Genomic DNA, 18,941 nt, shown 5'->3' on the forward strand with positions numbered 1-18,941 from the left:
GACCGACATCCCTCACGGCCGCCCATGCGTACATTTGATGGGATGAACGAGCAGGACCCGCCGATCCTCCGGCGAGGTCGCCCCGGGCCACCGATGCCGCCCGGGCGGCCAGCGGGCCCGCCGCTGCGCCCGGGACCACCGCCCGGCCAGGGCCATCGCCCACCTCCCGGCGCCGTCGGCCCGTCCGCTCATCCGCAGGCCATGCCGCGGATCCCCGCACGCGGACCCGATCCGCGCCGCGCCCCGGCGCCCGGTGCCGGCGGCCGTCCGCCGCATCCCGCCCCGGCCGACCGGCCCTCCCCGTCGGGGCAACCGTGCCCGGGCGGGTATGCCCCCACCCAGAAACCCGAGCCGATCCCGGACGATCGCTCCCGCGGCCGTCGGCCGTCACCCGCGGACCGTCGGAGCCGTGACCGATCCGCCGGTCCCCCACCCGCGCCCCCGCGCCCGACCACGTCGCCCCGTCCCCGACGCGGCGGCCGCCGCGCGGTCCGCATCGGCAAGGTCCTGCTGATCCTGCTGCTCGTCGTCGTCCTCGGGTCCGTCGGACTGCTGTTCTACTACGACTCCAGACTCGACCGCATCGACGCGCTACGGGCCTATGCCGGACGCCCGTCGGACACCCCCGGCACCAACTGGCTCATCGTCGGCACCGACTCGCGCTCCGATCTCACCGAGGAACAACGCCGGGCACTCGCGACCGGTGACGCCGACGGATCCCGCACCGACACGATCATGCTCGTCCACAACCCACCCGGCGGCGGCAAGGCGATCGTGGTGAGCATCCCGCGCGACCTGTACGTGGAGGTCCCGGGCCAGGGCAGTCTGAAGATCAACGCCTCGTTCAGCATCGGCGGTCCGGCGCTGCTCGTGCAGACCGTGGAGAACCTCACCGGAATCCACATCGACCACTACGCCGAGATCGGCTTCGGCGGGTTCGACACCCTGGTCGACGCGGTCGGCGGCGTCGACATGTGTATCGACCAGCCTCTCAACGACCCGAAAGCCGGACTGCGGCTTGCGAAGGGCTGCCACCGCCTCGACGGCCGCCAGGCGCTGGGTCTGGTGCGCACCCGCGCATTCCCCCGCGCCGACCTCGAGCGAGTCGTCAATCAGCGGAAGTTCCTCGCGGCACTGGTCTCTCGCGCAACAAGTCCGACGGTGCTGCTGAATCCGTTCCGGCTCTTCGGCTTCATCGGCGGCGCCATCGATGCGCTCACAGTCGATGAGCGAGATCACATCTGGAACCTCGCGTCGCTCATGTTCGCTCTTCGGGACCCCATCACCACGACCACACCCGCCGGCGAGAGCACCTTCACCGATGAGGGACTCGCACTACCGGTCAACGAACAGACCGAGGAGTTCTTCGCACTCCTCCGTGCAGGTCAACCCATCCCCGACGACCTTCTCGTCGACGCCGGCGGGCCGTCGTAGAAGGGTTCCCAAACGCAGGCGAGACTTGCCTTAGTTAGCCTGAACTTGCTGGTGAGAGCCATTTTTCGGCCCTACGATGGGCCACATGACCGAACACACGAAATTCCACCAACTGCTGCACGACCAGATCAGCAACGAGTTCTACGCTTCTCAGCAGTACATCGCGGTCGCCACCTACTTCGACAACCACGACATGCCGCAGCTCGCGAAGCTCTTCTACCGCCAGGCAGTCGAGGAGCGCAATCACGCGATGATGATCGTGCAGTACTTCCTCGACCGGGACATGGAGGTCGAGATCCCCGGCATCCCGGCGCCCAACAACCGCTTCGAGGACTACCGCGCGCCCATCGATCTCGCTCTCGCACAGGAGAAGACGGTCACCCAGCAGGTCGTCGACCTCGCCAAGTCGGCCCGCGACACCGGCGACTACCTGGGTGAGCAGTTCGTGCAGTGGTTCCTCAAGGAGCAGGTCGAAGAGGTCGCGACCATGACGACCCTGCAGACCATCGCCGAGCGCTGCAACGGCAATCTCTTCGACCTCGAGAACTTCGTCGAACGAGAGTTCAACGGCGACAAGACTTCCGACGCCACCGCACCCCCCGCGGCCGGCGGGAACATCTGACGCCGAAGCGTTCTGGCTCCCTGAGATGCGAGCGAAGCGAGCCACGAGGGTATGGTGGCTGCCTCGCCATGCCCTTCGTGGCTCGTCGCTATCGCTCCTCGCACCTCAGGGAGCAGGGGGTGGCCGGCCGCTTGCTCTCCTCGCACCTCAGGGAGCAGGGGGTGGCCGGCCGCTTGCTCTCCTCGCACCTCAGGGAGCAGGAGTGGCCGACGCTTGCTCTCCCCGCACCTCAGGGAGCAGGAGTGGCCGACGCTTACTCTCCCCGCACCTCAGGGACCGGAGCTTGTGTGGTTCTCTCGGATCAGCTAGCAGGGGGCGCGGCGATCAGCGCAGGGTCACCTGTCGACCGCGGATGCCGTCCCGCGAGCTGCGCTGTTCGATCGTGAGCGGCGACGTGTCGGCGAGCGCCTCGCCGAGCCACTGGTCGAACTGATTCAGACCGGCGTACCACTCCTCGTGGTGCATCTCGTTGTCGAGGTCGAAGACCGGGACGAGCAGCCCATGGGTGCGGAACGACCCGGCGAAGCGCGACCCCTCGCCGATCGTCAGCCGTCCGGCGGCGTGGAGCCGCGCCATCGCCGACATCAGATCATCTTCCGGCTCGGGCCGAATCCAGCGCAGGTGGGCACGCTCTCCGGCGTCGACCCACCAGGGCGCACTCGCGCCGCTGTCGACCACCAGTCGCGCCGTCGGCAGCACGGAGTCGTTGGCGCGCTCGAACATCGCCGTGATCTCGGCGGGGACGTCGGTGCCCTCCACGAACCACCAGGCGAAGTCCTGGTGGACCGTGATGTCCAGGACGGCGTCGGTGTTCACGACCTCGTCGAGCGTCGGGGCCTCGTCGGCGGCGTCGAGGTCGAATTCACTGCCGGCCTCGGCATGCGCGGACCATGCGATGGCCGCAGCCAGTTCGACGGCCAGCGCCGTCCGGTCCGGGTCGGTCTGCAGACCCACGAATCCCTCTGTGGCACCGTCGACCTCGCGCGCGAGAGCGGGCACGGCACCGGGCAGGATCGTCACGATGGAGACGTCGTTGCGCGATCCGGCCGGTTCGTTGAGTTCCAGTCGCGCGGTCGCCGAGGCGACGAAGGTCCGCAGCGCGACGAAGTCGCACTCGGACGCGAACCCGGCAAACGGCCGGGGCGGCGGCGCCAGAGCTGCCGCCTGCCGTGCCTTCCGTGCCGCCACGCGCTCGGCTCGATTGCTTCCCGGACGTGGTCCACTGCCCCGTTTGCTCTTCTTGCCCATCGGTCCACTCTCTCACGCCCCCACCGCGACGCCCGACAGCCTCGTACGCGCAGCGGTCAGTCGACGGTGACCAGCCAGTCGCGGACCTTCGCCGGATGGTTGGTGGCCAGCCACCGCACACCGAGGTCGGCGCAGAGCTGGACGTCGACCTGCTCGTCGACGGTCCAGCAATAGGTGACCCGACCGGCTGCCGCGGCGCGGTCGACGATCTCGGGATATTGCCGCAAGGTCATCACCGACGGCCCGATGCCGGTCGCTCCCACCGCTGTGGCGGCACCGCCGCCGAGAACCCGAGCGGTGTCGCCGAGCAGGATCGTCGGCAGCATGGGTGCGTGGCGTCGTATCCGCCAGACCCCCGCCGAGGAGAACGAGATGACCACGGCGCGGCTGTGATCGGCCGACGGCGGAGTCGCCACCCCGAACTCGTGCAGCATCTCGAGGAGTTTCTGCTCGACGAGACTGCCGAAACGAACCGGGTGCTTGGTCTCGATGAACAACCGGACGGGACGACGCCAGTCCAGGGTGAGCGTCAGCAGCTCCCGCAGTGTCAGGATCGATGCCGGCCCACCCGACGCGTGCCAGCTGCCGAAGTCGAGTTCGCGCAGTTCGGCGAGGGTCATCTCGCTGACGATGCCCGAGCCGTCGGACGTGCGGTCGACGGTTCGGTCGTGCACGCAGACGAGTTCGTGGTCGGCGGTCAGCCGGACGTCGCATTCGAGTCCGTCCGCGCCCTGTGCGAGGGCGAGTTCGTAGGCGGCGAGGGTGTGCTCCGGGCAGTCACCCGACGCCCCGCGGTGCGCCACCACCGCCGGCTTTCCCGAACGCGAGACCTTCTCGGCCGCGCCCACGTTCACCCCTGAGTTCATCCGACCGCCACCCACCGTCTCGTCGGGACCGGGGCCGCCGCGGCGGCTCCGAACAGTGTCCGCACCCGGCGCGCCATCCAGAAGGCGAACGCTGCAGAGATCGCCGTGCTGACGATGACCATCGCCAGCGCGTTCGCCCCGGTCTGCAGCGAGTCCGAGCGCCAGGCGATGAGCCGGGCGACGATCGCCGCCCCGGCCGCCACGTTGACCAGAATCCAGGCGACCCACAACTTGCGGAGTCGGCGGCCCACGAGGTCGGCGTCGAGTGACGGGTCCTGGCCGACACGGTGCGCGGCGACCTCCTGCAGCACGAGCGGGGCGCCGATCAGGTTGACCAGTGGCAGCCCGGACAATGCCGCGACCCAACCGGGCCGGCGCGGGTCGAGCAGGCCCGCCGACGCATAGGTGTCGGCGCGCAGCTCCAGCACCCACCGCATGAAAGCGAGTGTCGCCAACACGAATCCGAGGAAGGCGACGACCCCGACGAAGACGGTGAGCCAGTTCGAGGCGATGATGAGGAACTCGGGCAGCGGACGGTCGCGGTTGACGACCAGCAGGATGTAGCGGACGAGATGGACGAGCGCGGACGCGGTCAGCGCAGAACCCGCGAGCAGCAGCGCGAGCCCCAGTCGGGAGCGGGAATCGTCGAGCTTCTGGTGCGCGGCGTCGGCCGGCGTCGGTTCGTCGTGCAGACCCCACGTGGGTACGTAGACGTAGCGAGGGATGAGTCGCGGACCACGCCGGCCTACGGGGCCGCGGCGGGCCGGTACGGCCTCGGGTGGGCGGCGGGCCACCCATCGCACGTTGCGACTGCGGTACAGACGCCCGGCGGGCGCCGAAGTCGGGCCCGGATGCCGGGGGCCCGGGTGTCCGGGGCCCGAGGGACGCACCGAGGACTCTCGTCGCGCCGCCAGGGCACGCGCGGCGTCGTCGACGACGCTCAGCGGACCGCCACACCGGGGACAGTGTTCGCGTCCGGGACGATGCGGCGCCTGGATTCGGCACCGCGGGCAGAGGTCGATCATCGGCCGGCGTCGCCCTCGGGTCGCGGGTCGCCGATCTCCACGGGCTTGCCGTGTTCTTGCCAGGCGAGCATGCCGCCGCGGACGCAGATTCCGTCGTAGCCGACCTGGGCGAGATACTGCAGGACACGCATGGACCGGCCGCTGGAATGGCAGACCACGTACAGATCGTGATCGGGGTCGAGTTCGTCGAGTCGGCCCGGGACCTCGGCCAGCGGGATGTGCACCGCTCCCCGGATGTGGCCGGAGGCCCATTCGTCGTCCTCACGGACATCGAGCATGACCGCGTCGGCCCGCCCGGTGAAGTCGTCCGGAAGTTCGGTCACCGGCACCTGAGTGATGTCGCCCATGGTCACGTTTTCCATGGTGGCACAGAGACGGCCGGGCGCGACGTCACCTGTCCACGACGAGGCCTGCGCGGCGCCTCCGTCAGCCTCCGGCAAGCGTCGAACTGCCGTTATGACGACCTGCATAATTTTATCCACATGCATGTTCTGGACGTTTGTCCCCCCGCTCACAGACTGACCGTCTAGTTGGGGATGAGACTGTGGAATTGTGGAAAAACGCAGGCCACAGCCGATCTACTTGTGACAGCGGTCACTTGATTGATCGAATGTGCGCGTAGGAAATTCACGTCAGTGAATGGGCCGGGGCGACCTGAAATTCCACTTCAGTGAACAACACCTGTGGATAACTTGGGGACAATGCACAAGAAGAACAGTGCGATGGCCCCCGCCGACGGTTTTCAGTCCCGGTGCATGAGCGACGTCCGCAACGACGGAGCACGGTCGAATGCCGCCAGAACTCCGGTCGTCACACTCTCCGCAAACCCGGCGACCGAGGTCTGACTCCCGACCAGTCGCATCAACAGCGGCTTCGGTGTCTCGACGACGGTGATCTCGGCATCCGGATATCGCTCGGCCACAACCGACCGCATCACGCCGATACCGTCCACGACACCGAGCTCCGCGGCCCGGCTCCCGATCCAGACGTCACCGTTGAACAGTTCGTCGTCGGACGCCGTCAGCTTCTTGCCGCGCCGCTGACGGACCCACGCGATGAACGCCTCGTGCAACTGCCCCTGCAGACCCTTGAGCCATTCGACGTCCTCGGCCTGCTCGGGAGAGAACGTGTCGAGCCGCGCCTTGTTCTCACCCGTCGTGTACAGCCGGCGTTGGACACCGAACCGGTCGAGCAGGGCCGAGAAACCGAACCCCGACGACACGACGCCGATCGAGCCCACGATGGAGGTGTGGGCGGCGAAGATCTCGTCGGCCGCGCACGCGATCCAGTAGCCGCCGGAGGCCGCGACGTCCTCACAGAACGCGAGGACCGGCACCCCCTTCTCCGCGGAGAGCTGGCGGATGCGTTCGGCGATGTACTCCGACTGTGCCGGCGAACCGCCGGGCGAATTGACGACCACCACGACGGCCCGCAGACGCTCCGTGGCGAAGGCCTTCTTGAGGACCGGTTCGACGGACTCGGTGTTGACGCCGTGCTTGCCCATCCCGGTGATGCCGATCGGGCCGTCGAGACGAACCACGGCGACCTGCTCGGTCCGCGCCTTCGAGAACTTCTTCCCCACCGCCCCCAGCGGTCCGACAGTCATCTGCCCGAGTGTAACGACGTGTACGGACAGCGTCCGTCTCCCGTTCGCATGCGCCGGGGCACCCGGCGCCGGCGGACGCACCGTAGAATCTGCCGGGTGCAGGTGCGGTGGCTCAGCGCATTCCTCGATTTCCCCGCCGACGTGTTCGGCAGCGAGGTGACCTTCTGGCGCGCGATCTCGGGCAGTACTGTCTCCCCGCCACGGGGCGAGCATCGTGAGTTCGCGTCGCTGGAACCGTTCTACGGCGACCCGCACCTACGGGTCCAGCGCATCGATGACGGTCCGGGCGGAGTCCACCTCGACATCCACACCGACGACCCGCACACCGCCACCGCGGAGGCACTCGCGCTCGGGGCCATCCTCGTCCACGACGCCGGCACCCACCTCACGCTCCGATCGCCGGCCGGGTTCGTGTTCTGCCTCGTGCCCTGGGAGGGCGAGTCGAAACGATCGCGCCCCATTCGATGGCCCGGTGACGCGATCAGCATCATCGACCAGCTGTGCATCGACATCCCCGCCGACGCCTTCGACGCCGAGGTCGGGTTCTGGACACGGCTCACCGGCTGGGCCACCACACCGCGGAGCCGGCCCGAGCTGATCGCGCTGCATCGCGACCCGGCGGTGACCCTCGGAATCCTGTTGCAACGCAAGCAAGAAGGGTCGTCGGACAGCGGACCGGCGACCGCCCATCTCGACATCGCCACCAACTCGGTCGCCGACGAGGTGGCTCGGCACGAGGACTGGGGCGCCCGCGCGATCGAGAAGTATCCGCAGTGGACGACGATGGCGGATCCGGTCGGCCGCACCTACTGCATCACCTCGCGGAACCCCCGCACCGGAGATTGAGTCGCGAACCGGAACTGCCGGCGCGCACCGCCTCACCCTCAGGTGCCGGTCGTGAACTCGCGGAGCCGGTCGACCTCGGCGTCGACGTCGTGTCGTTCGGCGGCGGACACCGGGCGCAGGAAGTCCACCACCGGGAGCTCGTCGGCGTCGAGAGACCATGTGCCGGCCAAAAATCCGTCGATGAGCACGAATCCGGGCGACCGGCCGTTGGCGGTCACCGTGCGGCGGAACATCTCCGGCTCGGCGATCCGGATCCGGTCGGCCTGCGCGCCGATCACATGATCGAACGGGGCGATCAGCCGGACCGGTGCCGGCGCATCCGCGTCGGCGAGCGCGAGGCCGTCGAGGTCGTAGAGCACCTCGCCGTTCGGCCCGGCGAGTCGGACGAGCTCCCAATCGGCTTCGAGCTTCTCGATGATGGGCCGCAACCTGGTGAGCCCGGACCAGGTCTGGATGGCCTTGACGGTCGCCGGACCGAACCCGCGTAGATACAGCCTGATCAGGTCGGCGCGGGCGTCGTCGTCCACGACGGCCGGTTCGCCGGGACCCACCCACTCGTCGAACAGGCGGTAGGTGGGCCCGCCCCGGCCCCGCCACAGGCCGCGCGGCGGAACCTGGACCAGCGGCAGACCGCACCGGGCGATCGTGGTGAGTGTCGACGGGTTCTCGGCGGGGTGGCGGGCGGCCAGTTCTCTCCCGAGTTCGGCGCCGGCGAGTTCGCGGCCCGCGAGGATCTCCGCGGCCGACGCCAGAACCTGCGCCGGATCGGCCCCGGCCAGTTTCCGCGCGTGGATGTCGGTCAGCTCGCGGCGCAGCGTCGGATCGGCGAGCGGACGAATCCAGCGTGCGTCCTCGGCGTCGATCAGGAAGATCGTCGACCGCAGCAACGCCATCCGCACGACCTCGCGGTCGGTGAGCAGATCTTCCAGCTCGAGCGGGTCGAAATCCTCGATGCGCGACCACAGTCCGAAGAAAGCGGCACGCGGGTCCTGGGACTGCAGCCCGACGCAGCGGTCGAGTACCTCGATCGCATCCTCGGCCACACGAGTGAGCAGGTGCTGGCGCTGCAAGAGGGTGCGGTTCCATTGCCGCAGCGAGATCCGTTCGGTCACCGCAGGTCTCGTCGAGATGAAGGGCGGTCGTCTCGGCCCGGCACCGCGGCGTCAGCCCGGGTAGACGACGCCGGTCGCGGCGTGGCAGCGATACCCGTGCGGATTCTTCGCGAGGTACTGCTGGTGGTGATCCTCGGCGTAGTAGAACCGTCCGTCGCCCGCTTCGGCGAGCGGCTTGATCTCGGTGGCGATCGCACCCTCACCGGCGGCGTCGAGCGCGGTCTGGAAGGTCGCGGCGGTGGCCTGGACGGTGGCCAGATCCGCATCGGTCAGGGCGTACACCGCAGACCGGTACTGGGTTCCGATGTCGTTGCCCTGGCGCATCTCCTGGGTCGGGTCGTGCGACTCCCAGAAGATCTTCAGCAGGCCCTCGAGATCGATCACGGCCGGATCGAAGACCACCAGCGTCGCCTCGGTGTGCCCGGTGCGCGCGGTGCACGTCTCCTCATAGGTCGGGTTCGGCGTGTACCCGCCCGCATAACCGACGGCCGTGGTGTACACGCCGGGAACCTGCCAGAAGATCTCCTCGATTCCCCAGAAACAGCCACCGGCCAGCACGATCGAGGCGAGACCGTCGTCGAACCCGCCGATCCCGTGCTCGTATGTCCCGTCCGATTCGGGCCGGCCGCGCATCGGCGTTCCGAGGATCAGGTGGTCGCCCGGGACCGTGATCTCGGACGTGCGGCCGGGCAGGGCGGCGTCGGCGGCGACGAGGTCCTGCTTGCGTGATCCGGCGGCGAAGAGCTGGTCGAGCCAAGACATGGAGCAAGTCTACGCGCGGCAGACGCCGGACCCCGGAGACGACGAGTTGAGGTCATCGCTCGAGTCTGTTTATGATGGCGGTCACATCCACCGCAGTGTGATACCGATCACTTCGATGTCATCTCGGTCTGTTCGACGAGGGGATGTGCAGCCGGTCCACCGACGAAGGGCGACGATGGCGACGCACGCGAGCGGAGATCTCCGACGCGCCCCCGGGGTCGGCCGAACCGCCCCGCGGGCCACCTACGACGTGGCGAGGAGTTGCCGCACAAGCGCCCTCACCATCCTCGCTCTCGTCATCGTGTTCGTTCTGCTCATCGTGATCTGAGCACCACACACTCGACGCAGCGCTGACGCCGCTGTTCCCACCGCCCGACGCAGAGGTCCGGCGTCGTTGAAAGCTCAACCGCGCTTGATGTTTCTTGCCCGGGATTGTTGCAATCACTAGTGCACTGGGGAAGGCTGGAAGCGTTCGTGTGGCTCCCGACCGAGTGGTCGGCGCCACGCGTGGACAGGGAAAACGAGTAGCACCTCAGAGAGGAACATCGTGGCTGAATACACCTTGCCGGATCTCGATTACGACTACGCGGCACTGGAACCGCACATCTCCGGCAGGATCATGGAGCTCCATCACAGCAAGCACCACGCCACCTACGTCAAGGGCGCCAACGACACCCTGGAGAAGCTGGCCGCGGCCCGCGACGACGACAGCATCGCCGGCAAGGTCTACGGACTCTCCGCCACGTTGTCGTTCCACCTGGGCGGTCACACCAACCACTCCATCTTCTGGAAGAACCTGTCGCCCAACGGCGGTGGCGAGCCCGACGGCGACCTCGCGGCCGCCCTCACCGAGCAGTTCGGTGGCTTCGACAAGTTCAAGGCCCACTTCACCGCCGCAGCCACCACCCTTCAGGGGTCGGGCTGGGCGATCCTGGGTTACGACACCATCGGCGGCAAGCTCGTCATCCTGCAGCTGACCGACCAGAGCGGCAACATCCCCGCCGCCATCATCCCGGTCGTCATGCTGGACATGTGGGAGCACGCCTTCTACCTGGACTACCAGAACGTCAAGCCGGACTACGTCAAGGCGTGGTGGAACGTCGTGAACTGGGCCGACGCCAACGAGCGTCTCGCCCGCGCGAAGAGCCAGGGCAGCGGACTGGTCGTCCCGGCCTGACCCCGGTTCGCCGAAACATCAATGGCGCCGGTCACCTTCGGGTGGCCGGCGCCGTGTGTGTCCCCGCCCTCACAGTACGAGCGTGACCGTGATGGCGACCGCGCAGGCCAAGCCGATGACGATGAGCGCCACCACATCTGCGCGACCCGGGCCGGCCTGATGGGCGGTGAGGCGGCCGGTACCGCCGCGGGCGGTGATCGCCTCGGACATCTCGGCGCTGCGTCGGAGCGCCGACGACATCGCCGCGGTGATCAGATCCATGATCCCCATCTCCGCCGACGGGTGGTCGCTACGCCCCTTGGCCGTCGGACGCAGTCGATGTGCCGCCCGCAGCATGCGCAACTCTTCGATCAGCAGCGGAAGACCCTGAGGCACAACGCGATCGCGACCGCCCACTCGTCGACGGGCAGCCGGAACCACCGCAGTGGGCGCATCAGCCGCGCCAGCGCGGGCGCCACATCCGCCATGGGCGTGGTCCAGATGACGAGGATCGAACTCGCGACGAGGACGAGTGCGAGAGTGATCGCGCGCAGGAACACCAGGGCGCCGGGAATGCCGGCGAACGACACGTTGAACGCGACACCGATGCCGATCAGTCCCCAGAACCACCACGGCGGACGAGGTATGGCGCCCAACGGGATTCCCGCGACGAGCGCGGTGATCACGACCACCGCGGCGACCATCCCGAGCGCAGGCCACGACGGCAGCACCCAGGTCATGATCCCGAGGATGAGGACGATCACGAGCTTGGTACCCGCCCACAGGCGGTGCACGAACGAGTCGCCCGGCACCTGCCGCAGCGGGACGGTACGCATCGTCATCGGGTTTCTCCATCCCAGCCGGGAGCCTGGTCGATCATCAGGTGCGAATCGGGCAGCAGACGGCCGTCCACCAGTCGGACCCGGCGCGTACAGACCGAGTCGAGCGATTCGAAGTCGTGGGAGATGATCACGATGGTCATCCCGTCGGCGCGCAGTCGAGCCAGAAGCGCGACGATCTCCTCGCGAGCGGGTGGATCGAGACCGGCCAGCGGTTCGTCGAGGACGAGCAGGTCGGGGCGGCGCGCGATGAGACCGGCCAGCACGACGCGGCGCATCTGCCCACCCGACAGCGCATCGACCTTGGTCGCCGCCATCTGGCGGGGCAGCCCCACGAGTTCGAGGACGCGCGCGACCTCCGCGGTGCCCACCTTTTCGCCACCCGCGGCCATGATCTCGTCGGCGACGGTGACCTTCTGCAATTGCAAGCGCGCATGCTGGAATCCCAGCCCCACCGCACCGACACGGTCGGTCATCGGTGTGCCGGCGTCGAAACCGGCTCCGGGGTTGATCTTCTCGTGGATCTCCAGCAGACGGCACGTTCCGGTCCCGGGCGTGAGCAACCCCGCCATGATCCACGCGAGAGTGGTCTTGCCCGATCCGTTGCCGCCGACGATGAGGAGCCCCTCGCCGCGGTAGACCGTCAGCGAGATGTCATGCAGCGCGACGACCTCCCACGGAGACCCGGGGAGGTGGGCGTAGCCCACCTGGTCGAGAACGAGAAGCGGCCCGCCGATCCGCGAGGTCGGCGCCGAAGGCGTCGAGGGACGTGTCTGCGCCGGCGCCGCCAGGTCGGCGTCGGGACTCGGCATCCAGTCCGGCGCGTGCGGCACCAGTCGACCCGCGGCCAGGTGGATCACCCGATCGGCCGCGGCCGCCTCACTGCCGCGGTGGGTGACCAGCACGACGGCGATTCCCCGGCGCGCCGGTAGAGCCGCGAGCAGGGCCAGCAGTTGTCCCCGACCCTCCGGGTCGACCATCGAGGTCACCTCGTCGGCGATCAGGAGTTGCGGGTCACGGGCGAGCGCCCCGGCGATCGCCAGCCGTTGCTGCTGACCGCCCGACAGGTCCGTGGTCTCCCGGTCGCCGAGGCCGTCGAGTCCGACCTCGGCGAGCAGCGCCTCGACGTCCACGTCGACACCGGGCGGCAGACCCCACACGACGTCGTCGGCGACACGCGAGCCCAACATCTGGATCTCCGGCCGCTGCAGGACGAGAGCGGTCCCCCCGCGCGCGCCCAGCCCCGGCAGACCCGGCCGACGGACCGTGCCCGTCGACGGGTGGCGACCGGCCAGGATCTTCGCCAGCGTCGACTTCCCCGAGCCGTTGGCGCCGACGACCGCGACGAATTCACCCGGGTCGATCCGCAGGTCGATCTCGTGGAGCACCGGGCGGGCCTCGGGCGCATAAGCGAATCCGACACGTTCGAAGACCACGGGAAGTGGCGCGATGCCCGCATCACGGGGTGCGCCGGCAGCAGTGGCCGGCGCGAATCCCGACGTGGCGCCGTCGAGCGTGTCCTCGCTCGGCACATCACGCAACCGGCTGATGACGGAACCGAGAATCCACCACGCGACGAGAAGCGAGATCGCGGTGCCGACGGTCCCGGACACCCAGACCCACACCCACCAGTGGTCGGCGATGCTCCGGCTCATGGCATCGAGCCCGTCGGCGACGCCCCCGGTCGGGCCCCATCCGTGCAACCATTTCGCGACACCGTGGATGGAGTTGGTCATCGCCTCGATCGTCAGTTCACGAAGGGGCACCAGCACGAGCAGGATCAGCACGGAGATCCCGCCCAGCAGCGGCGACGCGACCAGGGTGGCCACCCCGAGCACGCCGATCCCCCGGCCACGACGCTTGATGTCACCGACGAGCCCACCGACCAGCGCGGAACCCAGGACGGTTGCCATCGCGCCGGTCCCCGCCATCGCGAACGCCACGGCGGTGGTGGCCACCGTGGCGGTGAGCAGGGCCCGCGGCCTGGTGCGCGCCGCGATGAGGGCGAGCGGCACCGGGGCGAGCAGTCCGGCCGCCTGGGCCAGCGGGATGACCGACGCGATGACCACCGCCGCGACGGTCAGTCCGCCGAAGATCGCGACGGACGCGAACTCCATGGGTCGCAGCGGGGGCGAGTTCTTCACCGGTCCAGTGTGCCTGGTGTCGCGCTCCCCACCGGCGGGCGCAGCGTCCCCGGACCGCGGCTGTCGGTCGTTCGCATGTTAAAGATCCATCACAACACGGTGATTCGAGTTGTCGACGTCGCGCGGCGGGTGGATGGTCTTTCTCACCCGGGTCGGCTGTCGGTCCCCAGTCCGTGGATCATCCCGACGTCGCGCCCGGGTCGGAGGAGGACATGATGCAGTCGATTCCGATCGGGCTCACCCCGTTCCAGCACGAGGGCACGTTGAACGGGATACTCATCTCGGGCCGCTGGCCGGAGTCGACGCTGGAGTGGACCCAGACCCTCGTCGCATCGGTCCGGATCGCCTGCCGGCCCGGCTTCCTGCCCACGACGACGATCTTCGGCGTCGTCGAGCAGCGTCCCGAACAGGGTGAGGCGGACACCGTCGGCATGATGGTCGCAATCGGGAACGTCGTCGACGACAGCTTCGTCGAAGCGGGACGGTTTCTGAACAACCCGCCGGCGCTGGTCATGCTGCACCCGCCCTCGCAGACGCGCCCGTCGCTGCCCGAATGCTCGCAGGTCGCCTCCGGGTGCGTACTGCTGCCCGGTCTCCCCGAACTCGGACTCGAGCATCGGGCGGGTTGGGCCGAGGCGGAGGCCGACGGAACGGTGGTCAATCTCCGCAACCAGGTGGGTATCGACCCCAACGCCGACCCCGACACCGCGGTGCTCGCGATGCTTCTCGCAGCGTAGGGCGGGGCGGCTCCCCGAAGCCGTTCCGACGGGCTCCCGGGGCACCGGATTACGGCCACCCGAACATCTGTTTTTGATGGCCCTACCTGCGAAAATACGGCCATTCGACGAGTTGCGCCCGCGAGTTAGCCCTGACTAACCTGGCGTCCGTGATTGCCGCCCTGCTCCTGAGCTTCGGCGTGATCTTCGTTGCCGAGCTCGGTGACAAGTCACAGCTGATGGCGATGACCTATGCCCTGCGCTACCGCTGGTGGGTCATCCTCCTCGCGATCACCGTGGCCACCACCGCTGTCCACGCCGTCTCCGTCTTCTTCGGCCACTTCCTCGGGCTGTCCATACCCACCGCGCTCCTGACCATCCTCGCCGGACTGGCCATGCTGGTCTTCGGTCTGTGGACCCTCCGCGGCGACCGACTCGACGACGAGGAGTCCAGCCGGGCGACCCGCGTGGGCGCCTCGGTGTTCTTCGCGGTCATGTCGGCGTTCTTCCTCGCCGAACTCGGCGACAAGACCATGCTCGCGACCATCACCCTCGCCACCGACAACGACTGGCTCGGGGTCTGGATCGGGTCCACGCTCGGCATGGTCGCCGCCGACGCGCTCGCCATCGGCGTGGGCGTCCTGCTGGGCCGTCACCTCCCCGAGCGGGTCATCGCCATCGGGGCGGCCGTCCTGTTCTTCGCCTTCGCGGCCTGGCTCATCACCGACGGTCTGATCGGTGCATCGGTACCCGTGATCGCCGGCACCCTCAGCGCGGTCGTGGTCATCACCGGCGTCGGCGTCGTGTTGATCCGGCGCGAGACCCGACTCCGCACTCAGGACAGCGCCCGAGCGCTCGTTCGGTAAAACAGAGGGCGGATCGGAGACCGTTCCCGGCACCTGACTATCGTGAAACTGCTGCACGAGCCGGAGCGGCGTCGCCGACGACGGCGGCGCGGCCGGCAGGAGAACGGGTCGGGAACCGCGAAAGGATCACTTCACACATGGACGTTTCAGGCGCTTCCGTACTGGTCACCGGCGGGGCTTCGGGCCTCGGCGCAGCCACCACACGGCGTTTCGCCGCAGCCGGCGCCCAGGTCTTCGGTCTCGACCTGCAGGCCTCGATCGACAAGGCCGCGCCCACCGACGGAGTCACGCTGGTCGCCGCCGATGTCACCGACGAGACCCAGGTCCAGGCCGCCATCGACACCATCGCCGAATCCGGTGCGCCGCTGCGCGTCGCGGTCAACTGCGCGGGCGTCGGCTGGGCTGCGCGAATCCTCGGCAAGAACGGCCCGCACGAACTCGACCTCTTCCGCAAGGTCATCGACATCAACCTGGTCGGCACCTTCAACGTCATGCGACTGGCCGCCAACCGTATGCAGGAGGAATCCACGATCGACGGCGACGGCCAGCGCGGCGTCATCATCAACACCGCGTCGGTGGCTGCCTTCGAAGGCCAGATCGGGCAGATCGCGTACGCGGCGTCGAAGGGCGGCGTGCACGCGATGACCATCTCCGCAGCGCGCGACCTCGCGCGGGTCGGCGTGCGCGTGTGCACCATCGCTCCCGGAACCATCAGCACCCCGATGCTGGCGGGCGTCACCCCCGAGTTCCAGAAGACCCTCGCCGAGGGCATCCCGTTCCCACAGCGTCTCGGCGAACCCGACGAGTACGCACAGCTCGCCGAGTTCATCGTCGCGCACAACTATCTCAACGGTGAGACCATCCGCATGGACGGTGCGATCCGCATGGCGCCGCGCTGACCTGAGCGACTCCGTCGCGGCTGATCCATGCGACTCCGTCGCGGCTGACCTGAGCGACTCCGTCGCGGCTGACCTGAGCGACTCCGTCGCGTGAGAGCCGGCCGGCCGATCATCGACCGGCCGGCTCCTCGACGGCCTGTGGCGTCGCCAGCGCACGGGCCAGCCGGATCAGCGGTGCGGCGTCGGCCTCCAGTCCGTCCCCCTCGGCCGGGGCCAGATCCCGGACGGTGCCGCCCGTTCCGTCACGCGGATCGTGCTCGGCGACGGCGGCCCGCAGCAACCTCGCCTGCACCGCGGGTTCGGCATAACCGAACACCGCGGGAATCCGAGGACTCAACTGGGTCAGCGCGTCTCGGGTCTCGACGACGCGCCGATGCAGACGTGTGGTCGGCGCCAGACGCCCGGCGTCGGGCAGGACCACCTCCGGCACGGCGTCGGTCACCAGCCGCCACAGGGGTAGGAGTTCGGTGTCGAGGCGTCGGCGACGCCGGTTCGCGGCGACCGTCTGAATCCGCGCGTAGATCATCGGATAACTGATCCCCATCAGGAATGCGACGGCACCGACGACGGCGACGACCCGGTTCGTCGTCAGAAGCCACGGTGACCGAACGACATTCGTCGCGGAGACGACCACGAAGACGATCTGACAGACGGCGCCGATCGCCAAGCACGTCAGGCCGGTCATCAGAAGACCAAGGGACACACGGAGATAGCCGTCCGCAGTGGCATAAAACTTGCGGACACTGTTGACGCATGCGATGAAGCCGTACGTCAGGTACCCGCTCGCGATCAGCATGAAGAGTGCGAAACCCCAGTTCTGGACGGTCCATTCGTCGATGGTCGCGGTGCGGATCTCGACCGGGATGACCAGCATGGTCACCTGCAGCCCGACGAGTGCCATCACCAGTGGCAGCGCCTCCCAGCCGGCCCGGCGTTCACGCGTGACCTGCCCGGGGAAGAAGAACACCACCACGAGCGCCGCCACCCCGATGGCCAGGAGGGCGTAGAACGCCATCCGGGACAGACCGGCAAAGCCCACTTCGTTCAACACGTCGGCGACCGACTCGTCGACGACGACGAACGCAAGGGTCAGCGCCGCGACGGCAACCATCATCGCGAGCGGTTGCAGCCCCCACCCGCCGCGCCGGATCTGATCGAGGCGCCAGCAGAAGGCGAAGGCGAAGACGACGGCGGCGACCGCGTTGACCGCGCCGATGCCGACGTCGACCCCGGACGACAGGTTGACCGTCGGGCCCCCGCCCGCGACAGTGATCACGCCCAACAGGGACTCACATTCTCAGCGCGGTCGCAACCGGCGGGCACGTCACAACCACCCACGATGCCCACCGAGGAGCCGTTGCAACCCGCGCAGTTCGTCGTGCGACGCGGTGCTCCCGACGCCGGTACTGGCGTCCTCGGCCCAACCGAGGATCAGCGAGGCCAGCATCTCGGCTTCCCACTCGGCGTCGTCGGAATAGCACGTGCGCCGGAGCGCGGCCGTGGACTCGTCCTGCGTGAGGGCGGCGATGCCCTGTGCCGAGGCCTCACCCAGAACCTGGTGGCCGGCGATCAGATGGCCGAACTCGTGGATGACGATCTGATCGCGGTGCAGCCGTGACGTCTCGGCCTGGTGGAAGAAGTAATCCGCATCGGTGGCGGCCAACCAGATGCCGTTGGGGACACCCGCGGGCAGCGGATGCGCGATCAGCCGGATGGGCCGACCGCGGCGATCGCCGTACCGTTCGCACAGCTGAGTGACGTCGAGGGGCAGATCGAGATCGAGCCCCTTCAACGTGGTCCGGCACAACGTACGCAATGCGCGCTCTGATCGACGCATGGCCTCATCGAATCATGAGCACTCACGACGCCGCGATCCACCCGCAGCGATCGACGTCACTGGCCTGTCCGGGCCGACACCCCTCGGTCCGGACGATCAGGCTCTGCGAACGCCCCGGCTACGGTCAGTCGTCGCTGTTGTCCCCGACGACCCGCAGACGTGAATCGGCCGACGGCTTGCTGTCACCGAGTCCGGCCGCGATGACGTCCGGCGGATCCTTGGGCAGACCCTGCTGCTCCCGGAGCACCTTGATCAACTCGTTGACCACCGTGACGGAATCGCTCGAGAGTCCGGCCAGCCGAAATGCCGCCAGTTGAACGTTCGTGTCGGCCTGCAACCGCATCAGATCGATCTCGTCGCGAGTGCGCTGCGCCGCCCGGTCCTCGAGGAAATAATGCACATCGACCCCAAAAGCGGCCGCGATGCCCTCCACCGTGCGGAACGACGGGGACTTGGCCTTCCCCGATCGCAGCTGGCTCAGATACGACTCGCCGAGCCGGAACCCCCGCTCGGTCGATCGAGCCGCGATCGCTTTCGCGCTGTACGCCCTACCGTTCGGACCAGGAACAGTCCGGAACAGTTCCTCGAGCCGCCGGGCGAACAGCCCGGGGTCGAGAGCATCCGTGTCCGTCGTCCTCGAACGATCGGAGTCGGTGCGTCCGGTGTCGCCCATAGGCTTCTCCGCCCCTCCTGAAGTCATGACAATCTTCTCCGAAACGCAAAATTTGAATTTGCAAGCATTAAAGCCCGCTGCACACGGCCGTCGCAACGATCGGTACGCTCAGAAAGTACCGGACTGCCGCGCTCGGCGCGTATCACCTGTGAAGATGGTGTAACGATCGTTAGTGTGGCGTTCTTCACATTCTTGGGGGTTATCGGTTGCCGACACGGATCCGGCAGGTGAACATTCGGCTCCGGCGCGGGGCGTGTGGCGGTGTGCTGCGCGGGTTCAGCGGCGTTGTC

Annotated in this window: 19 protein-coding genes and 1 pseudogene; 8 read left to right on the plus strand and 12 right to left on the minus strand. The window is 68.3% G+C overall.

Going from position 1 to position 18,941, the window contains the following annotated elements; translation table 11 throughout:
• The first annotated feature begins 201 nt into the window (after nucleotides 1-201).
• Together AB4Z55_RS01240 and AB4Z55_RS01245 are read left to right on the plus strand one after the other, a co-directional pair.
• Entirely contained in the window at nucleotides 202-1,434 is a 1,233-nt protein-coding gene (locus AB4Z55_RS01240) for an LCP family protein (protein ID WP_369520965.1), read from the plus strand.
• Between the two features lie 85 nt (nucleotides 1,435-1,519).
• A complete protein-coding gene (locus AB4Z55_RS01245; RefSeq protein ID WP_033204722.1) occupies nucleotides 1,520-2,056 on the plus strand; it encodes a ferritin in 537 nt (178 codons plus the stop codon).
• Between the two features lie 324 nt (nucleotides 2,057-2,380).
• Here the strand turns inward: AB4Z55_RS01245 and AB4Z55_RS01250 are convergent, their stop codons facing one another.
• From AB4Z55_RS01250 to AB4Z55_RS01270, 5 genes are all read right to left on the minus strand, one after another.
• Nucleotides 2,381-3,304 carry a DUF5926 family protein gene (locus AB4Z55_RS01250; protein ID WP_369518963.1) on the minus strand — a complete coding sequence of 308 codons (924 nt, stop codon included), beginning with the start codon at nucleotides 3,302-3,304 and terminating at the stop codon, nucleotides 2,381-2,383.
• Between the two features lie 56 nt (nucleotides 3,305-3,360).
• Nucleotides 3,361-4,170 (minus strand): glycerophosphodiester phosphodiesterase family protein, encoded by an 810-nt coding sequence (locus tag AB4Z55_RS01255; protein ID WP_064569901.1) that lies wholly within the window; start codon nucleotides 4,168-4,170, stop codon nucleotides 3,361-3,363.
• Complete coding sequence (locus tag AB4Z55_RS01260; protein WP_369518964.1) at nucleotides 4,167-4,964, minus strand: DUF4328 domain-containing protein; 798 nt, start codon at nucleotides 4,962-4,964, stop codon at nucleotides 4,167-4,169. The genes AB4Z55_RS01255 and AB4Z55_RS01260 overlap by 4 nt, the downstream gene beginning before the upstream one ends.
• Nucleotides 4,965-5,191: 227 nt before the next feature.
• A complete protein-coding gene (locus AB4Z55_RS01265) occupies nucleotides 5,192-5,542 on the minus strand; it encodes a rhodanese-like domain-containing protein (RefSeq protein WP_033204771.1) in 351 nt (116 codons plus the stop codon).
• A 395-nt stretch (nucleotides 5,543-5,937) separates the two neighbouring features.
• Entirely contained in the window at nucleotides 5,938-6,801 is an 864-nt protein-coding gene (locus AB4Z55_RS01270) for a S49 family peptidase (RefSeq protein WP_354561627.1), read from the minus strand.
• Nucleotides 6,802-6,897: 96 nt separating this feature from the next.
• Here AB4Z55_RS01270 and AB4Z55_RS01275 point away from each other — a divergent pair, with 96 nt between their 5' ends.
• A complete protein-coding gene (locus tag AB4Z55_RS01275; RefSeq protein ID WP_354561628.1) occupies nucleotides 6,898-7,647 on the plus strand; it encodes a VOC family protein in 750 nt (249 codons plus the stop codon).
• A gap of 38 nt (nucleotides 7,648-7,685) precedes the next feature.
• Here the strand turns inward: AB4Z55_RS01275 and AB4Z55_RS01280 are convergent, their stop codons facing one another.
• A complete protein-coding gene (locus AB4Z55_RS01280) occupies nucleotides 7,686-8,759 on the minus strand; it encodes a winged helix DNA-binding domain-containing protein (protein WP_369518965.1) in 1,074 nt (357 codons plus the stop codon).
• A gap of 51 nt (nucleotides 8,760-8,810) precedes the next feature.
• Complete coding sequence (msrA, locus tag AB4Z55_RS01285; RefSeq protein ID WP_064569904.1) at nucleotides 8,811-9,521, minus strand: peptide-methionine (S)-S-oxide reductase MsrA; 711 nt, start codon at nucleotides 9,519-9,521, stop codon at nucleotides 8,811-8,813.
• 175 nt (nucleotides 9,522-9,696) lie between these two features.
• Here msrA and AB4Z55_RS01290 point away from each other — a divergent pair, with 175 nt between their 5' ends.
• A complete protein-coding gene (locus AB4Z55_RS01290; RefSeq protein WP_231895856.1) occupies nucleotides 9,697-9,849 on the plus strand; it encodes a hypothetical protein in 153 nt (50 codons plus the stop codon).
• A 219-nt stretch (nucleotides 9,850-10,068) separates the two neighbouring features.
• Nucleotides 10,069-10,698 carry a superoxide dismutase gene (locus tag AB4Z55_RS01295; RefSeq protein WP_004021423.1) on the plus strand — a complete coding sequence of 210 codons (630 nt, stop codon included), beginning with the start codon at nucleotides 10,069-10,071 and terminating at the stop codon, nucleotides 10,696-10,698.
• Nucleotides 10,699-10,767: 69 nt separating this feature from the next.
• Here AB4Z55_RS01295 and AB4Z55_RS01300 read toward each other — a convergent pair.
• Together AB4Z55_RS01300 and AB4Z55_RS01305 are read right to left on the minus strand one after the other, a co-directional pair.
• Nucleotides 10,768-11,519 (minus strand): annotated as a pseudogene (locus tag AB4Z55_RS01300) (energy-coupling factor transporter transmembrane protein EcfT).
• The gene (locus tag AB4Z55_RS01305) at nucleotides 11,516-13,660 is read right to left on the minus strand and encodes an ABC transporter ATP-binding protein (RefSeq protein WP_369518966.1); all 2,145 of its coding nucleotides are present in this window, start codon (nucleotides 13,658-13,660) and stop codon (nucleotides 11,516-11,518) included. The pseudogene AB4Z55_RS01300 and the gene AB4Z55_RS01305 overlap by 4 nt, the downstream one beginning before the upstream one ends.
• A 215-nt stretch (nucleotides 13,661-13,875) precedes the next feature.
• Here AB4Z55_RS01305 and AB4Z55_RS01310 point away from each other — a divergent pair, with 215 nt between their 5' ends.
• The 3 genes from AB4Z55_RS01310 (at nucleotide 13,876) to AB4Z55_RS01320 (ending at nucleotide 16,141) form a co-directional block, all read left to right on the plus strand.
• Nucleotides 13,876-14,397 (plus strand): hypothetical protein, encoded by a 522-nt coding sequence (locus AB4Z55_RS01310; protein ID WP_058253731.1) that lies wholly within the window; start codon nucleotides 13,876-13,878, stop codon nucleotides 14,395-14,397.
• Between the two features lie 149 nt (nucleotides 14,398-14,546).
• Nucleotides 14,547-15,242: a TMEM165/GDT1 family protein gene (locus tag AB4Z55_RS01315; RefSeq protein WP_369518967.1), complete on the plus strand. Its 696-nt coding sequence runs from the start codon at nucleotides 14,547-14,549 to the stop codon at nucleotides 15,240-15,242.
• Between the two features lie 137 nt (nucleotides 15,243-15,379).
• Complete coding sequence (locus AB4Z55_RS01320) at nucleotides 15,380-16,141, plus strand: SDR family NAD(P)-dependent oxidoreductase (RefSeq protein ID WP_004021428.1); 762 nt, start codon at nucleotides 15,380-15,382, stop codon at nucleotides 16,139-16,141.
• A 109-nt stretch (nucleotides 16,142-16,250) separates the two neighbouring features.
• On the opposite strand, the gene AB4Z55_RS01325 is transcribed toward AB4Z55_RS01320, so the two are convergent.
• The 3 genes from AB4Z55_RS01325 to AB4Z55_RS01335 all read right to left on the minus strand — a co-directional run bounded on the left by AB4Z55_RS01325 (nucleotide 16,251) and on the right by AB4Z55_RS01335 (nucleotide 18,678).
• Entirely contained in the window at nucleotides 16,251-17,423 is a 1,173-nt protein-coding gene (locus AB4Z55_RS01325; protein ID WP_239403055.1) for an MAB_1171c family putative transporter, read from the minus strand.
• Between the two features lie 42 nt (nucleotides 17,424-17,465).
• Nucleotides 17,466-17,978 (minus strand): hypothetical protein, encoded by a 513-nt coding sequence (locus AB4Z55_RS01330; protein WP_004021430.1) that lies wholly within the window; start codon nucleotides 17,976-17,978, stop codon nucleotides 17,466-17,468.
• 124 nt (nucleotides 17,979-18,102) lie between these two features.
• A complete protein-coding gene (locus AB4Z55_RS01335; protein ID WP_004021431.1) occupies nucleotides 18,103-18,678 on the minus strand; it encodes a helix-turn-helix transcriptional regulator in 576 nt (191 codons plus the stop codon).
• Between the last annotated feature and the right edge of the window lie 263 nt (nucleotides 18,679-18,941).

The organism is Gordonia sp. ABKF26, from assembly GCF_041103195.1.
Taxonomy (GTDB): domain Bacteria; phylum Actinomycetota; class Actinomycetes; order Mycobacteriales; family Mycobacteriaceae; genus Gordonia; species Gordonia terrae.

Coding starts and splice junctions, on each gene's coding strand:
- AB4Z55_RS01245 (WP_033204722.1), top strand. CDS start 1,520: ATGACCGAACACACGAAATTCCACCAACTGCTGCACGACCAGATCAGC.
- AB4Z55_RS01265 (WP_033204771.1), bottom strand. CDS start 5,542: ATGGGCGACATCACTCAGGTGCCGGTGACCGAACTTCCGGACGACTTC.
- AB4Z55_RS01270 (WP_354561627.1), bottom strand. CDS start 6,801: ATGACTGTCGGACCGCTGGGGGCGGTGGGGAAGAAGTTCTCGAAGGCG.
- AB4Z55_RS01240 (WP_369520965.1), top strand. CDS start 202: ATGCCGCGGATCCCCGCACGCGGACCCGATCCGCGCCGCGCCCCGGCG.
- AB4Z55_RS01320 (WP_004021428.1), top strand. CDS start 15,380: ATGGACGTTTCAGGCGCTTCCGTACTGGTCACCGGCGGGGCTTCGGGC.
- AB4Z55_RS01330 (WP_004021430.1), bottom strand. CDS start 17,978: ATGCGTCGATCAGAGCGCGCATTGCGTACGTTGTGCCGGACCACGTTG.
- AB4Z55_RS01310 (WP_058253731.1), top strand. CDS start 13,876: ATGCAGTCGATTCCGATCGGGCTCACCCCGTTCCAGCACGAGGGCACG.
- msrA (WP_064569904.1), bottom strand. CDS start 9,521: ATGTCTTGGCTCGACCAGCTCTTCGCCGCCGGATCACGCAAGCAGGAC.
- AB4Z55_RS01290 (WP_231895856.1), top strand. CDS start 9,697: ATGGCGACGCACGCGAGCGGAGATCTCCGACGCGCCCCCGGGGTCGGC.
- AB4Z55_RS01255 (WP_064569901.1), bottom strand. CDS start 4,170: ATGAACTCAGGGGTGAACGTGGGCGCGGCCGAGAAGGTCTCGCGTTCG.
- AB4Z55_RS01250 (WP_369518963.1), bottom strand. CDS start 3,304: ATGGGCAAGAAGAGCAAACGGGGCAGTGGACCACGTCCGGGAAGCAAT.
- AB4Z55_RS01335 (WP_004021431.1), bottom strand. CDS start 18,678: ATGACTTCAGGAGGGGCGGAGAAGCCTATGGGCGACACCGGACGCACC.